Here is a 15,135-nt window from a genome sequence, read left to right on the forward strand (position 1 = left end):
AAATGTTCAGACGGCCTTTTGAATTAATCCATATCGCTTTCGGGCAATTCTGCCGAACCCATGCGGCGTAAGATGATATTGGTTTTGTTGTGCATCCGTTTGCTCTTAGGATGGTCTGCGTAAAACAGCGGAGCCGGAACGCGCGCCGTGAGTTTGGCGGCTTGTTGGCGGGTGAGGGCGGAGGCAGGTTTCTTGTAGAAATACTGGGACGCAGCTTCCGCGCCGAATACGCCGTAGTGCCATTCGATTGAGTTTAAATACAGCTCAAAAATACGGTCTTTGTCGGTAACGGCTTCCATCATCGCCGTAATCGCCGCTTCTTCGCCTTTGCGGATGTAGCTGCGGCTTTCGTTGAGAAACAGGTTTTTCGCCAGCTGCTGACTGATGGTCGAACCGCCGGCTTTGACTTCGCCGCTTTGCTTGTTGCGTTTCATGGCGTATTTGATACCGTTCCAGTCAAAGCCGCTGTGTTCGGCAAAATTGGCGTCTTCGGAAGCAATCAGGGCTTTTTTGAGGTTGACGGAAATTTGGTCGTACGGCACCCAGCGGTAGTCCAGCTCGACATCGCGCCCTTCGCTTGCAAACTGGCTCATGCGCATGGACATGAAGGCGGTTTTGCTGGGCGCGACGGCGCGGTAGGTAATGATGTTGCCGTACACATAAGCGTTGAAGAAAATGAAGATGCCGATGGGCAGGGCAATCAGCCATTTGATGATGCGGAACATGGTTACAGGGCTTTCATGTATTCGATAACAGGGCGGATATCGGGCGTAAATCCGCGCCAAATATGGTAGGAGGCGGCAGCCTGACCGACCAGCATGCCCAGGCCGTCTGAAACTTCGGCCGCGCCGCTGCTTTGGGCAAAGTTCAAAAACGCCTGCGCCGCGTCGCCGTAAACCATATCGTAGGCAAGGCGGCAGCCGCGAAAAATTTCAGGATTGACGGCAGGAAGCTGACCGCTCAAGCCGCCGGACGTGCCGTTGATGATGATATCAAAACCGCCGTTCACATCCGCCATCGGGACGGCTTCAATGCCGAAAAGCTGCGCCAATTCCTCGGCTTTGGCATGGGTACGGTTGGCGATGACGATACGGGCAGGGCGGCGTTCTTTCAAAACCGGAATCACGCCGCGCACCGCGCCGCCCGCGCCCAAAAGCAAAATGGTTTTGCCTTCGATGGCAATGTTTTTGACCTGCGTGATGTCGTTGGCCAAACCGATACCGTCGGTATTGTCGCCACGTATTCTGCCGTCTTCCAACCACACCAGCGTATTGACCGCGCCGGCAGCCAAAGCGCGTTCGGAGTGTTCGTCCACCAGCGCAAAAGCTTCCTGCTTGAACGGGACGGTTACATTCGCACCTTGCCCGCCCTCGGCACGAAACGCCGCAACAGCCTCGGCAAAACCGCCGATTTCGGCACAAATGCGCCCATATTCAATGGCCGCGCCTTCCTGCAGCGCAAACTGCTGATGGATTTGCGGCGATTTACTGTGTGCAACGGGATTGCCGAAAACGGCGTAACGCGGGGTATTGTTCATAAAACAGGTTCTGCGGAAACAAAAAAAAGAGTGCTTATTATAGCGGTCTTTATGTTAAGAAAGCGTAATGTAAAATTGTTGACAATCAAACAGTCTGAAACTATATTTCAGTGCGTAAAAACGGGCGCCCTGATGTATTTCAGACGGCCTTACCGTGATAGAATAACAAATTATACCCAATCCCTCAGGAGCTGAAGATGTCCATCAAAGACGCTGTAAAACTGATTGAAGAAAGCGAAGCCCGCTTCGTAGATTTGCGCTTTACCGATACCAAAGGCAAGCAGCACCACTTTACCGTACCCGCCCGCATCGTCCTCGACGATCCCGAAGAATGGTTTGAAAACGGTCAGGCGTTTGACGGTTCGTCCATCGGCGGCTGGAAAGGCATTCAGGCTTCCGATATGCAGTTGCGTCCCGATGCGTCCACGGCTTTCGTCGATCCTTTCTACGACGATACCACCGTTGTCTTTACCTGCGACGTCATCGACCCTGCCGACGGCCAAGGCTACGACCGCGACCCGCGCTCCATCGCCCGCCGCGCCGAAGCCTATTTGAAATCTTCCGGCATCGGCGACACCGCCTACTTCGGCCCCGAACCCGAATTCTTCGTCTTCGACGGCGTAGAGTTTGAAACCGACATGCACAAAACCCGTTACGAAATCACGTCCGAAAGCGGCGCATGGGCAAGCGGCCTGCACATGGACGGTCAAAACACCGGCCACCGCCCTACCGTCAAAGGCGGCTACGCCCCCGTTGCCCCGATTGATGCCGGACAAGACCTGCGCTCCGCCATGGTGAACATTTTGGAAGAACTCGGCATCGAAGTCGAAGTCCACCACTCCGAAGTCGGCACCGGCAGCCAAATGGAAATCGGCACGCGCTTCGCCACCTTGGTCAAACGCGCTGACCAAACCCAAGACATGAAATACGTCATCCAAAACGTTGCCCACAACTTCGGCAAAACCGCCACCTTCATGCCCAAACCCATCATGGACGACAACGGCAGCGGTATGCACGTCCACCAATCCATCTGGAAAGACGGGCAAAACCTGTTCGCAGGCGACGGCTATGCCGGCTTGAGCGATACCGCCCTCTACTACATCGGCGGCATCATCAAACACGCCAAAGCCCTGAACGCGATTACCAATCCGTCCACCAACTCCTACAAACGCCTCGTGCCGCACTTCGAAGCGCCGACCAAACTCGCCTACTCTGCCAAAAACCGTTCCGCGTCTATCCGCATCCCGTCCGTGAACAGCAGCAAGGCACGCCGCATTGAAGCGCGTTTCCCCGACCCGACCGCCAACCCATACTTGGCATTTGCCGCTTTGTTGATGGCCGGTTTGGACGGTATTCAAAACAAAATCCATCCGGGCGACCCTGCCGATAAAAACCTGTACGACCTGCCTCCGGAAGAAGATGCATTGGTGCCGACCGTTTGTGCTTCTTTGGAAGAAGCACTGGCCGCCCTCAAAGCCGACCACGAATTCCTGCTGCGCGGCGGCGTGTTCAGCAAAGACTGGATCGACAGCTACATTGCCTTCAAAGAAGAAGACGTACGCCGCATCCGCATGGCGCCGCACCCGCTGGAATTTGAAATGTATTACAGCCTGTAAAACAGCTGAAACATTTTAAATAGGAAATTAAAGGCCGTCTGAAACTGAATTTGAAGTTTCAGACGGCCTTTAGGCTTAAAATAGATAGGGTGCTTGAATTAGGGATAATAGCGAGAAGCAATGAATCATGCCGTTGGAAAGCCTTTATGGAATCGGTGCTGCGTGTTAAATTTCAGCATGACAGGCCTTTTATTAAAGATATTTGCCATTACTTTGTAGTGAAGCAGTCTTCAAGTTGAATCCGCAAGGTAAAGGCATTACTTGGCGAGAGCTGAAAGAGTCTTTCGGTTCGGACAAAAAACAGGAAGATTAAAGCCTCCGGCCGTCTGAAAGGATATTTTGTGTTTTCAGACGGCGTGTTTGATAAGGAAAAACATGTTTGCAAATTTTGATTTAGGCGTATTTCTGCTGGCAGTATTGCCCGTGTTGTTGGCCATTACCGTGCGCGAAGTGGCACGCGGTTATACGGCGCGTTATTGGGGCGACCATACCGGCGAGCAGCTTGGGCGTTTGACGCTCAATCCGCTGCCGCACATCGATCCTGTCGGTACGATTGTCGTGCCGCTGGTGTGTCTGATGATAGGCAGTTTTCTGTTCGGCTGGGCGCGTCCCATGCCCATTGATTCGCGTAATTTCCGTGATCCGCGCCGCGCGTGGCGTTGGGTGTCGATTTCAGGCCCGATTGCCAATCTGATTTTGGCGTTCTTTTGGGGTTTTGTCGTCGTACTTGCCGCGTATGTGCCTGAGTCTTATCAAGCACCGTTGGCACAGATGGCCGGTTACGGCGTGATGGTGAACTCGATTTGGGTCGCATTCAGCCTGATTCCGATTTTGCCTTGGGACGGCGGTATTTTTATCGATACCTTCCTCAATGCCAAGCAGTCCATGCAGTTCCGTAAAATCGAGCCATACGGCACATGGATTATCCTGATCCTGTTGTTTACCGGCCTGCTGGCCAAACTGATTTGGCCGATTATCGAAATGATTCAGGCCGCAGTGCAGATGGTTGTCATGCTGTTTATTTAAATGTTTTGGCTGAAAAGGCCGTCTGAAACCCAGTTTCAGACGGCCTTTTTTATTGTGCAACATGTAAATACGATTGGAAAGGTTGCTTAAAAATTGTACAATTTCAGCCCCTTCAATTCGGCGCACACATCATGCACATCGGCGGCTATTTCATTGACAACCCCATCGCACTTGCCCCCATGGCAGGGATTACGGACAAACCGTTCCGCCGGATTTGCCGCGAGTTTGGCGCAGGGTGGGCAGTGTGCGAAATGCTGACCAGCGACCCGACGCTTAGAAATACCAAAAAGACCCTGCGCCGCAGCGATTTTGAAGGCGAGGGCGGAGTGGTGGCCGTCCAGATTGCCGGCAGCGATCCGCAGCAGATGGCGGAAGCCGCGCGGTATAACGTCGGCTTAGGCGCGCAGGTGATTGATATAAACATGGGCTGCCCGGCCAAAAAAGTCTGCAATGTGCAGGCAGGCAGCGCATTGATGCAAAACGAGCCTTTGGTTGCCGAAATCTTGGCAGCCGTTGTCAACGCGGTGGACGTACCCGTTACCCTCAAAACCCGTTTGGGCTGGCACGACGAACATCAAAACTTACCAACCATCGCCAAAATCGCCGAAGAATCAGGCATTGCAGCCCTTGCCATCCACGGCCGCACACGCACGCAGATGTACAAAGGCGAAGCGCGTTACGAATTGATTGCCGAAACCAAAGGCCGTCTGAACATTCCCGTTTGGGTCAACGGCGACATCACTTCGCCGCAAAAAGCCGCCGCCGTCCTCAAACAAACCGCCGCCGACGGCATCATGATAGGGCGCGGCGCACAAGGCAGGCCGTGGCTTTTCCGTGATTTAAAATATTACGCCGAACACGGCGTTTTGCCTCCGGCCTTGAGCTTGGCAGAATGCAACGCCATCATTTTGAACCACATCCGCGCCATGCATGAATTTTATGGCGAATTTGCCGGCGTACGCATTGCCCGCAAACACATCGGCTGGTACATCGACGAAATGCCCGACGGCGAACAAACACGTCGGAAAATCAACCGCTTGGACAGCGCCGCGGCACAATACGATACCCTTGCCGCCTATCTTGAGGCGCTTTCAGAGAAAACCGACCGCTGGGTATGCCACTATCGGGAAGGCTAAAGAGTTTCGAATTTCAGACGGCCTTTTTATTTTTTGGAAGTAAATATGAAATTGACCCCACGTCTCAAACGCTTCGGCATAGCCGCGCTGTTGCTGACAGGATTCGGCATTTACGCTTATGACTACAATCTGATAGCTTGTAAATTAATGGATCGCTATTGGAATGAAGACAAAGGCAGGTGCATGAATCCCGATTGCCGTCAACATGATGCTTGCGTGATGAGTGCGTTTAAGAGTAGAGCAACATGCGAAACCATCCGCCCCGGTGACAGTTTAGACAAGGCTTGGTATGTACTGGGTAAGCCTTGGTATGAGGAAAACGGGCGTTTCTTTTGGGATGATAAATATGGAGATCATGTAGCGGAAATCGAACCGGACGGAGAAAAGGTTGGCAAGATTACCTGCTTGGGGGAGTAGGTTGCGTGAGGAGATGGTTTCAGGAAGCCCTATGTTTAAGTTGTTAAAACAATTGTTTGTCAAAAAGCATCAAGCTGATTCCATGTTTCCGCGCAATCGTTTCGAACATGTGGATTGGGAACAGGAATTGACCGATGCTGCTCGTCGTCTGGTCAATGATGATGGACATTATGACGAACAAGGTAAGACTGTTGAGCTGGAGTTAAGTGAGGGAGCGCATAATATCCTGCTGTATTTTGCTTCAGGGGATGAAGCTCAATGCATGGAAATCCTGCAGAATTTGAACGCATGGGATAATCAGGTTCAAGCATCTTTGGGAAAAGAGGCTCAATCGCCTATTCCTAGAGCTTATCAAGAAATAGGATATAACCGCCAATCTTGGAAAAAGGTGCGGCAATTTCATGTTTGGATAGTCAATTGTGAAGAAAAACCGTATTCCATCCATTACGTTGCCGATCATGTCAATAATGAATTTGTTATTTATCTGGCTCAAGAAAATGGCGTATGGCAGGCGTTTTGGGACAGTAAATTACAGAAATCTATTTCAAAATAAGATATTGATAGCTAATTAAAAAATAAATATAAATCGGATAGGGCGAATTCAAACAAATCAAATAAACGTCGTCTGAATGTTCAGACGGCCTCATCATTTAAAAACAAATCTAAAGAAAGACAATCACGATGAATCAAACGACGACTGACATTGCGCAATGTATTGAACAAAACTTACGACAATATTTCAAAGACTTGGATGGTACGGAACCTTGCGGCGTGTATGATATGGTGTTGCATCAAGTGGAAAAGCCGATGCTTGCCTGCGTGATGGAGCAATGCGGCGGCAACCAGTCTAAAGCGGCGGTCATTTTGGGTTTGAACCGCAATACCCTGCGTAAAAAATTACAACAGCACGGTATGCTGTAATACGGCAGGGCAACCCGTCCTGACGGTCGAAGGAGAAATAACAATGCAAAATCCGAATAAATTAAATATCCATTTCATTCTGCATGAGGCATTTGAAGTGCCGGGTGCATATTTGAAATGGGCGCAATGGCGCGGACATAACATCAGTGCAACCAAAGTGTACGAATGTGAAGCCCTGCCTGACAATGTGGACGATATAGATTTTTTGATTGTGATGGGCGGGCCGCAATCGCCTGATGAAGACAGGCAGGCATTCCCGTATTACGACCCCCAATCCGAGCTGCGCCTGATGCGTCAGGCGATGGCGGCGGATAAATATATTGTCGGCGTGTGTTTGGGTGCGCAGCTTTTATCCGTTGCCTACGGCGCGCGCCACACGCGCAGCCCTGAGCGTGAAATCGGCATTTATCCGATTGAGCTGACGGCGGAAGGTTTGGCGGATGCCCATGTTTCCCTGTTGGGCAAAACCCTGAATACCGGCCATTGGCACGGTGATATGCCCGGTTTGACGGATGAGGCGGTTGTATTGGCAACCAGCAAAGGCTGTCCGCGCCAGATTATCCGTTTTGCGCCCAAACATTATGCCTTCCAGGCTCATTTGGAGTTTGACCGCGAAGCCGTCGGGCTGCTGATTGCGGCGGACGGGCGCGAAAATGTAGCCGAACAAAGCCAAGCCCGAACTTATGTTCAGCATCCGGATAAAATCGAAGCGGCGGATTTCAGTGAAATGAATGCCAAACTCTTCGACTTTTTGGATTCGCTGACGCAGACAAAATAAAAAAAGCCAACCCTCCAGGCCGTCTGAATAATAAATATAGAGAAGAAACGATTAACCCTTTTTAAAAGGTCGGACCATGTTCTATCAAATACTTGCCCTGCTGATTTGGGGCAGCTCTTTTATCGCTGCCAAGTATTCTTACGAGATGATCGACCCGGCGCTGATGGTCGAGGCGCGGTTGTTGATTGCCGCATTGATGGTGTTGCCGTCGTGCCGCCGTTATTTGGGCAGGATTCCGCGGAGCGAGTGGAAGCCCTTGTTGTGGATTTCCTTTGTCAACTACGTTGTCGTTTTGATGCTCCAGTTTATCGGTTTGAAATACACATCTGCCGCCAGCGCGATTACCATGGTCGGGCTGGAGCCTTTGCTGGTGGTCTTTGTCGGCCATTTCTTCTTCAACGACAAAGCCAAACTGTACCACTGGATTTGCTGTGCGGCGGCGTTTGCCGGCGTAGGCATGATGGTATTGGGCGGCGCGGAAGAGGGAGGTACGATTGACTGGTTCGGCTGTTTGCTGATTTTGCTCGCAGGATTCGGTTTCGCCGGCGTGATACGTCCGAGCCAAAAAATGATTGCCCGTATCGGTGCGCCTGCATTTACCGCGGCTTCCATGGCGGCGGCGGCGCTGTTGTGCCTGCCGTTTTCGCTGGTGTTGGCAGACAGCTATCAAATCAACTGGTCGTGGGGCGGTACGCTGTCGGTGTTGTATATGGGGATTGGCTGCAGCTGGCTCGCCTATCTGTTGTGGAACAAAGGCATGAACAAAGTCCCTGCCAACGTCTCCGGCCTGCTGATTTCGCTCGAGCCTGTCATCGGCGTTATCATGGCGGTGTTGATTTTGGGCGAACATTTAAGCAGCATGGCCGCGCTGGGCATTACCGTCGTCATTTCGTCCACTTTTGTCGCCGGAGTGTTGGCGCGTATCGGCAGCAAACACAAAAAGGCCGTCTGAAAACAGTTTCAGACGGCCTGAAATAGCCGTACTTTTTCAATCAAACATTTTGGGAAAATTTCTATGAAACGCATTATCTCCCTGCTTTTGCTTGCCTGCCCCGTTTTGGCGTCGGCTGCACCCGATAACGACAAAGCCGCCGTACAGGCCGTCATTGCCAAGCATTACAACCGACCGCTTGCCGCGCACAAATGCCAGCTTACCGAGCCGCCGAAAGACGGACAGGCACCATCTAACAACATCATGTATTGCATGAAACCTGTTGCCGACCATACCGTAACGCGCAACGGCAAAGCCGCGCGCTATGTGCTGTACACAGGTTTTGCCTACGATATGGAACAAAAAATAAAACAGGACGCCCATGCTTCTCCCGGCCTGGCAGAATTGTTTGTTTTGGAAAAAACAGACGGCAAGTGGGCAATCAAACAGCACGGAAGAGATGAAATCGGCGCATGGGGGGATGTGCCGGAGAATAAGGCGTGGAAGTTTGTTCAGGTGGGCGCGCAAAACTGGGGCTACACTGTCGAGTCAAGTTATACAGGCCAAGGCGACACGACGACTTCGCAAAACTTCCTGTTTACCGATGATAGTAATCGCATCCGTAAAAGCTTTATTATCAGCGGTAACGATAACGGCGCATATTTTGGCGATTGCGATGAATTGAAAGGGCGTGAAAAACGAGACTGCAAAGACAGATATACCAGCCTGGAAGCCAAAATTGCTTTTGACAAAAGCCGTCCTGCCGTATCCGGCGTGTGGGCGTTGACTGCAAAACTCAGCGGCGTATCAGGAAAGAAAAATTATAAAAATCAGAAATATATTTTCCCTTATAACGGCAAAACCCACGTCGCCCCCAAAAACTATCCCTTAGGCGGACAATAGTTCCCCCGAAAAACGCTTTGATCAAACCATTACTACCTCAAGTCAAAACCCGTGAAAGACACTCATAAACTCTGGGCCGCCCTCATCATTACCGGCATCATCGGCGGCATGGTCGGCATTGTATTAACCGAAATCATGCATACAATTCAACATCTTGCCTATGGTTATGGTTCAGACGGCCTATACGTTTCATTCCGAGAGGGCGTAGCGCAGGCAAGTCCTGCGCGGCGTATCGTGGTCGTGGCCTGTTGCGGCGTGGTGGTCGGCTTGGGGTGGTGGTTGCTCAAACGCTACGGCAGGCCGCAACCGGGTATCAAAGCCGTGGTTAAAAATCCGCTCGCCGGTTTTCCGTTTTTGGAAACCGTCAGCCATGCCCTGTTGCAAATCATTACTGTCGGGCTGGGCTCGCCGCTCGGCCGCGAAGTTGCGCCGCGCGAAATGACAGCCGCTTTCGCCTCGGTCGGTGTCAGCCGTTTCGGATTGAGCGAAGACGACGCAAGGCTGGTCATTGCTTGCGCCTCGGGTGCAGGTTTGGCAGCCGTGTATAACGTGCCGCTCGCCTCCACACTTTTCATCCTCGAAGCCATGCTGGGCGTATGGACGCAGCAAGCCGTCGCCGCCGCATTGCTGACTTCCGTCATCGCCACCGCTGTCGCGCGCATCGGCTTGGGCGACGTGCAGCAATATCATCCGGCCAACCTTTCCATCAACACCTCATTACTTTGGTTTTCCGCCATCATCGGCCCGATACTGGGCGCAACCGCCGTCTTTTTCCAGCGCACCGCCCAAAAATTCCCCTTCATCAAGCGCGACAACATCAAAATCATTCCCTTGGCCGTCTGCATGTTTGCACTCATCGGCGCGATTGCCGTTTGGTTTCCCGAAATTTTGGGCAACGGCAAAGCAGGCAACCAATTGACCTTTGGCGGCATGACCGACTGGCAACACAGCCTTGAGCTGACCGCCGTCAAATGGCTGGTCGTCTTGATGGCGCTGGCGGCAGGAGCATACGGCGGCCTGATTACCCCGTCCATGATGCTCGGCAGTACCATCGCCTTTTCCGCCGCAGCCGCGTGGAATACTTTCTTTCCTGCCATGTCGTCCGAAAGCGCGGCCGTTGTCGGCGCCGCCGTTTTCCTCGGCGTTTCCCTCAAAATGCCCCTGACGGCCATAGCCTTTATTTTGGAGCTAACCTACGCCCCCGTTGCCTTACTCATGCCATTATGTACAGGCATGGCAGGTGCAGTATGGGTAGCAAAGAAAATGGGATTTAAATAGGTAAAAGCAAAAGGCCGTCTGAAACCGAGTTTCAGACGGCCTTTTGCAATAAAATTGTTAACAATATTTGCAAAAACCTACTGCCAAAAATGCGAAACTGGGGGATAATACCGCCCTGAAAATTCATCCCATACTGATTAAACCTTCAACAAAGGAAATCCAAATGTCTTCCATCAAACGCGCCCTGATCAGCCTATCCGACAAGACAGGCGCAGTCGAATTTGCCCAAACCCTGACCAAGCTCGGTGTAGAAATCCTCTCTACCGGCGGTACAGCAAAGCTCTTGGCTGATGCAGGTGTTCCCGTTATCGAAGTCGCCGACTACACCGGTTTTCCCGAAATGCTCGACGGCCGCGTGAAAACCCTGCATCCAAAAATCCACGGCGGCATCCTCGGCCGTCGCGATTTGGACGAACACGTCGCTAAGATGGAAGAGCACGGCATCGGCAATATCGATTTAGTGTGCGTCAATCTTTATCCCTTCGCCGCCACCATCGCCAAGCCAAACTGCACACTGGAAGACGCGATTGAAAACATCGACATCGGCGGCCCGACCATGGTGCGCTCTGCCGCGAAAAACTGGAAACACGTCGCCATCGTTACCGACACAGCCGATTTCCCGGCCATCGCTGCCGAACTCGAAGCCAACAACGGCGCCTTGAGCGACAAAACCCGTTTCAATCTTTCACGCAAAGCATTCAGCCATACCGCCCAATACGACGGCATGATTTCCAACTACCTGACCTCGCTTTCAGACGACGTCTTGAGCGGCCAGCCACAAATCGGCGAATTTCCAAGCCAGTTCAACCAAAGCTGGATTAAAGTGCAAGACATGCGCTACGGCGAAAATCCGCACCAACGCGCCGCGTTCTACCGCGATATTTACCCCGCCGCAGGCAGCCTTTCCGCCTACAAACAGCTGCAAGGCAAAGAATTGTCCTACAACAACATCGCCGATGCCGATGCCGCATGGGAAGCCGTCAAATCCTTTGACGCGCCGGCCTGCGTGATCGTGAAACACGCCAATCCGTGCGGCGTAGCCATCGCCTCCAATACCTTGGATGCCTACAAACTCGCCTACGCGACCGACACCACCAGCGCATTCGGCGGCATCATTGCCTTCAACCGCGAAGTGGACGGCGAAACCGTCAAACAAATTACCGACAACCAATTTATGGAAGTCCTCATGGCGCCGAAGTTTACCGCCGAAGCCCTCGAAATCGCCGCCGCCAAGAAAAACGTGCGCGTATTGGAAGTGCCGCTCGAAGCAGGTGCCAACCGCTTTGAACTCAAACGCGTCGGCGGCGGACTATTGGTACAAACCCCCGATATCCACCGCCTCAATCGCGCCGATTTGAAAGTCGTCTCCAAACGCCAACCGACCGAGCAAGAATGGAACGACCTGATGTTCGTATGGAACGTCGCCAAATACGTCAAATCCAACGCCATCGTCTTCGGCAAAGGCGGTCAAACCTACGGCATCGGCGCAGGCCAAATGAGCCGTGTGGACAGCACCCGCATCGCCGCCCGTAAAGCGCAGGACGCAGGCTTAGACTTAAACGGCGCCTGTGCCGCTTCCGATGCCTTCTTCCCATTCCGCGACGGCGTAGATGTCATTGCCGAGCAGGGCATCAAAGCCATCATCCACCCCGCAGGCTCCATGCGCGACCAAGAAGTCTTTGACGCAGCGGACGAACACGGTATTGCGATGGTGGTAACGGGTATTCGCCATTTCCGCCACTAATAAGCTGATATAAAATAAAGGCCGTCTGAAAACCGATTTCAGACGGCCTTTTTCAATACATTAAATCAAGACAAAGTAACAAAGCCATATCCATTCCGATTCATACGGCAACAAAACGTCCCAAGTCTAAAACCAACCCACTCAGAGAAAAAACATGAAACACATCCTCCTCATCCTGACCCTCACCACACTCACCGCCTGCGCCTCCAGCCATACCGGCGGCTACGGCTATGCCGGCAACAACGGCGCATCTGCAGGCGTAACCCAAACATTCCGTTGGTAAGGCCGTCTGAAATACGGCATGGTGTTACACCATAAAAACAGACCGATCCCAAACGTAAAGGCAAGTTTTACACTTGCCTTTTTAACGCTGTCCATCGGCTCAATAGCGCATAAATTCGTGTCATTTGCCCGCTGTTTGCTATGTTAGAAAACGTCAAAGGCCGTCTGAAAACAGGCGATATAAACCCATCACACGTTTCAAACCGATCCTCGATACAAATCTCATTAATTCTCTAAATAAAAGCTGACATCTAAATCTATCACTAAAATAACTATCCTGTTAACATATTATTTAATAATCATTATTGTTTAAAATTTCAATAAAAATCATATAGCTAGAAAAAGCGTTTAAAAAAAGCAACAAGTAAATCTAACCAGCATGACCGTTGAGGGCGAAAAAATAACACTTTATCGGAAGAGTTGATTTGTAAAACCAAACGCATATAAAATTTGGACAAGGATTCCGAATGCATTGAAAGAAGCTGACAAAAAGTGACTTGTTAAGAAACAAGCTGACAAAAAACGGCACATCGTTTCCCAAACTTCACAAGCTTCCCAAAATGTATCAGCATAAAATCCCTTAAAACAGGAGTTTAGCTGCCATTCGGCCGAGTGGAGACTTTTGGCACGGGAATTGCATACAAGAGATTACGACGTAAAACCGCATAAAGGGGAGACTCTGAAGTGCGGCATATGTATGGGCAAGCGGTTTATGGCCGAGCAAACGTCCCAAAAGAAATCAAACCCCTTACAGGAAAATCGATATGAATAAAGTCTTTAAAGTCATTTGGAACCACGCGACCCAGACATGGACCGCGGTTTCCGAGATCAGCCATGCACACGGCAAAAAATCCGCTTCTGACAAGCGTAAAGCCGTAGCTGCTGTAGTGGTTGCTGCAGGTGCCTTGATGGCTTCTGGTGCTGCTCAGGCAGGTGTGGATGTGGATAACAGTACAATTACTATTAAGTCTAATGATAAAAATCGGAAGACAATAGAGCTAGGTTTCAACAATATCAATATTGGTACTGATGCAAATACTTATAGAAACGAAGGTAACAATGTAGTCTCTCATGACGCAATTGCTATTGGTACTAATGCAACTGGTACTGGCGATAAAGCAGTAGCTATTGGTAAAGGTGCAAATGCAACTAAAGAAAATGGTGTTGCAATTGGTTTTAGTGCAACTAATCAGTCCATTGACTCTGTTGCGATTGGTAGAGAGGCAACATCTAGCAAAGATATGGATGTAGCTATTGGTAAGCAAGCTCAAGCTACCGGTGGTGAGTCTCTTGCTTTTGGTTCTCAATCAAAAGCATCTGGTCAGGCTACTATTGCTGTAGGTAAAGAATCTAATGCTTCTGGTTCTTCTGCAGTTGCTGCTGGTTATCAGTCTGCAGCAGCTGGTGATAATGCTGTAGCTGTTGGTAAAAATACGACTGCAGGCGCTACCAATGCGATTGCTGTTGGTTTGCGTGCTACTGCTACCGGTACTCGAGCTATTGCAACAGGTGCTGGTTCTAAAGCAACTGGCGAGCAATCTCTCGCAACAGGTTTTACAGCTCAAGCATTGGGTAATAACTCTGTCGCTCATGGTAATGCCGCAGTTGCTAACCAAGCTGCTGACGTTGCTGTAGGTTTTGAAGCAAAAGCTGATGGTACCTCTACTGGTGCTGATGGTGATGGTGTTGTGGGTGCTAATAATGCCGGTTCAGCTATGGCAATCGGTACTAATGCTCAAGCAACCGGTATCGTGGCAACTGCTATCGGTCAACGTTCTCAAGCCCTGGCAAACGGCGCAGTAGCATTGGGTGGCGACGCTAAAGCTAAACAAGGTTCTGCTGTAGCAATCGGTCGCGGTTCTGTAGCCGACGGTATTTCTGCTTCTGCATTCGGTCCTGCTGCTCAAGCAACAGGTAAATACTCAGTAGCTTTGGGCGTACAAAGCCAAGCCACTTCACAACAAGCCATCGCATTGGGCCGTGGTGCTCAAGCCAATGGTGGTGAATATGCAACTGCTCTGGGTAACGGTGCTCAAGCAACAGCCAAAAACACTCTGGCTTTGGGTACAGAAGCTAAATCTACTATCGAAAACAGCGTAGCCCTGGGTAACGGTTCTACAACCAACGCATTCGTACCTACTAGCAGTGCTACTGTTGGCAACTACACTTACGGTGGTTTCGCAGGCGCAACCAGCGGCTTGGGTAACGGCGCAGTATTGTCTGTAGGTTCTGCAGGTAACGAACGTCAAATCCAAAACGTTGCCGCAGGTCGTATTTCTGCAACCTCTACCGATGCAATCAACGGCTCTCAATTGTACGCTGTTGCAAATCGCATCGAAAACCTGAATCCGTTTGTATTCCAAGGTCACGATGGCAGCGGTAGCTCACCATCTGTAGGTACATACAAATACGATCCTAAATCAAATGCCAATAACACCCTGAAACTGATCGCTGGTGACGGCCTGAAGATGACTTCAAACGGCACTAACGAATACACCCTGAGCGTAATCGGTGGTGGTTCTACTGGTGCTTCCGGTGCAACTGGTCCTAAAGGCGATACTGGTGC

The 15,135-nt window shown here is 51.0% G+C and carries 15 protein-coding genes; 13 read left to right on the forward strand and 2 right to left on the reverse strand.

Features of this window, described 5'->3' with window-relative positions; translation table 11 throughout:
- Nucleotides 1-23: 23 nt before the first annotated feature.
- Both mtgA and aroE read right to left on the reverse strand, forming a co-directional pair.
- The gene (gene mtgA / locus HMPREF2661_RS10725) at nt 24-725 is read right to left on the reverse strand and encodes a monofunctional biosynthetic peptidoglycan transglycosylase (protein ID WP_003748438.1); all 702 of its coding nucleotides are present in this window, start codon (nt 723-725) and stop codon (nt 24-26) included.
- A gap of 2 nt (nt 726-727) precedes the next feature.
- Nucleotides 728-1,537 (reverse strand): shikimate dehydrogenase, encoded by an 810-nt coding sequence (gene aroE / locus HMPREF2661_RS10730; protein ID WP_049321992.1) that lies wholly within the window; start codon nt 1,535-1,537, stop codon nt 728-730.
- Nucleotides 1,538-1,734: 197 nt separating this feature from the next.
- Here aroE and glnA point away from each other — a divergent pair, with 197 nt between their 5' ends.
- From glnA to HMPREF2661_RS10790, 13 genes are all read left to right on the forward strand, one after another.
- Nucleotides 1,735-3,153 carry a type I glutamate--ammonia ligase gene (gene glnA, locus HMPREF2661_RS10735; protein ID WP_070823770.1) on the forward strand — a complete coding sequence of 473 codons (1,419 nt, stop codon included), beginning with the start codon at nt 1,735-1,737 and terminating at the stop codon, nt 3,151-3,153.
- Nucleotides 3,154-3,528: 375 nt separating this feature from the next.
- A complete protein-coding gene (locus HMPREF2661_RS10740) occupies nt 3,529-4,179 on the forward strand; it encodes a site-2 protease family protein (RefSeq protein ID WP_049321993.1) in 651 nt (216 codons plus the stop codon).
- A gap of 131 nt (nt 4,180-4,310) precedes the next feature.
- A complete protein-coding gene (gene dusB / locus HMPREF2661_RS10745; RefSeq protein ID WP_049321994.1) occupies nt 4,311-5,315 on the forward strand; it encodes a tRNA dihydrouridine synthase DusB in 1,005 nt (334 codons plus the stop codon).
- A gap of 45 nt (nt 5,316-5,360) precedes the next feature.
- Entirely contained in the window at nt 5,361-5,732 is a 372-nt protein-coding gene (locus HMPREF2661_RS10750; RefSeq protein ID WP_049321995.1) for a hypothetical protein, read from the forward strand.
- Between the two features lie 31 nt (nt 5,733-5,763).
- On the forward strand, nt 5,764-6,285 hold the full coding sequence (locus HMPREF2661_RS10755; RefSeq protein WP_049321996.1) for a hypothetical protein: 522 nt from the start codon (nt 5,764-5,766) through the stop codon (nt 6,283-6,285).
- A gap of 128 nt (nt 6,286-6,413) precedes the next feature.
- Entirely contained in the window at nt 6,414-6,653 is a 240-nt protein-coding gene (locus tag HMPREF2661_RS10760; RefSeq protein WP_003684241.1) for a Fis family transcriptional regulator, read from the forward strand.
- A 43-nt stretch (nt 6,654-6,696) separates the two neighbouring features.
- Complete coding sequence (locus HMPREF2661_RS10765) at nt 6,697-7,431, forward strand: glutamine amidotransferase-related protein (protein WP_049321997.1); 735 nt, start codon at nt 6,697-6,699, stop codon at nt 7,429-7,431.
- Nucleotides 7,432-7,507: 76 nt separating this feature from the next.
- Entirely contained in the window at nt 7,508-8,383 is an 876-nt protein-coding gene (locus HMPREF2661_RS10770) for a DMT family transporter (protein WP_049321998.1), read from the forward strand.
- Nucleotides 8,384-8,446: 63 nt separating this feature from the next.
- Nucleotides 8,447-9,265 (forward strand): hypothetical protein, encoded by an 819-nt coding sequence (locus tag HMPREF2661_RS10775; RefSeq protein WP_070823771.1) that lies wholly within the window; start codon nt 8,447-8,449, stop codon nt 9,263-9,265.
- Nucleotides 9,266-9,373: 108 nt separating this feature from the next.
- A complete protein-coding gene (locus tag HMPREF2661_RS10780) occupies nt 9,374-10,543 on the forward strand; it encodes a chloride channel protein (RefSeq protein ID WP_070823774.1) in 1,170 nt (389 codons plus the stop codon).
- Nucleotides 10,544-10,706: 163 nt separating this feature from the next.
- Nucleotides 10,707-12,287 carry a bifunctional phosphoribosylaminoimidazolecarboxamide formyltransferase/IMP cyclohydrolase gene (purH, locus tag HMPREF2661_RS10785; protein ID WP_070823772.1) on the forward strand — a complete coding sequence of 527 codons (1,581 nt, stop codon included), beginning with the start codon at nt 10,707-10,709 and terminating at the stop codon, nt 12,285-12,287.
- A 154-nt stretch (nt 12,288-12,441) separates the two neighbouring features.
- Nucleotides 12,442-12,570, forward strand: coding sequence for a hypothetical protein (locus tag HMPREF2661_RS11815; protein ID WP_283123637.1), 129 nt, complete (start codon nt 12,442-12,444; stop codon nt 12,568-12,570).
- Nucleotides 12,571-13,333: 763 nt separating this feature from the next.
- The coding region (locus tag HMPREF2661_RS10790; protein ID WP_283140446.1) for an ESPR-type extended signal peptide-containing protein at nt 13,334-15,135 on the forward strand (1,802 nt) is incomplete at its 3' end.

Source organism: Neisseria sp. HMSC061B04 (assembly GCF_001836705.1).
In the GTDB taxonomy this organism is placed as follows: Bacteria; Pseudomonadota; Gammaproteobacteria; order Burkholderiales; family Neisseriaceae; genus Neisseria.

What these genes read in the sequence shown, in the direction of transcription:
- HMPREF2661_RS10770 (WP_049321998.1), top strand. Translation starts at nt 7,508, where the DNA reads ATGTTCTATCAAATACTTGCCCTGCTGATTTGGGGCAGCTCTTTTATC.
- mtgA (WP_003748438.1), bottom strand. Translation starts at nt 725, where the DNA reads ATGTTCCGCATCATCAAATGGCTGATTGCCCTGCCCATCGGCATCTTC.
- HMPREF2661_RS10765 (WP_049321997.1), top strand. Translation starts at nt 6,697, where the DNA reads ATGCAAAATCCGAATAAATTAAATATCCATTTCATTCTGCATGAGGCA.
- glnA (WP_070823770.1), top strand. Translation starts at nt 1,735, where the DNA reads ATGTCCATCAAAGACGCTGTAAAACTGATTGAAGAAAGCGAAGCCCGC.
- HMPREF2661_RS10780 (WP_070823774.1), top strand. Translation starts at nt 9,374, where the DNA reads ATGGTCGGCATTGTATTAACCGAAATCATGCATACAATTCAACATCTT.
- HMPREF2661_RS10755 (WP_049321996.1), top strand. Translation starts at nt 5,764, where the DNA reads ATGTTTAAGTTGTTAAAACAATTGTTTGTCAAAAAGCATCAAGCTGAT.
- purH (WP_070823772.1), top strand. Translation starts at nt 10,707, where the DNA reads ATGTCTTCCATCAAACGCGCCCTGATCAGCCTATCCGACAAGACAGGC.
- HMPREF2661_RS10775 (WP_070823771.1), top strand. Translation starts at nt 8,447, where the DNA reads ATGAAACGCATTATCTCCCTGCTTTTGCTTGCCTGCCCCGTTTTGGCG.
- dusB (WP_049321994.1), top strand. Translation starts at nt 4,311, where the DNA reads ATGCACATCGGCGGCTATTTCATTGACAACCCCATCGCACTTGCCCCC.
- HMPREF2661_RS10740 (WP_049321993.1), top strand. Translation starts at nt 3,529, where the DNA reads ATGTTTGCAAATTTTGATTTAGGCGTATTTCTGCTGGCAGTATTGCCC.
- HMPREF2661_RS10750 (WP_049321995.1), top strand. Translation starts at nt 5,361, where the DNA reads ATGAAATTGACCCCACGTCTCAAACGCTTCGGCATAGCCGCGCTGTTG.
- HMPREF2661_RS10760 (WP_003684241.1), top strand. Translation starts at nt 6,414, where the DNA reads ATGAATCAAACGACGACTGACATTGCGCAATGTATTGAACAAAACTTA.
- HMPREF2661_RS11815 (WP_283123637.1), top strand. Translation starts at nt 12,442, where the DNA reads ATGAAACACATCCTCCTCATCCTGACCCTCACCACACTCACCGCCTGC.
- aroE (WP_049321992.1), bottom strand. Translation starts at nt 1,537, where the DNA reads ATGAACAATACCCCGCGTTACGCCGTTTTCGGCAATCCCGTTGCACAC.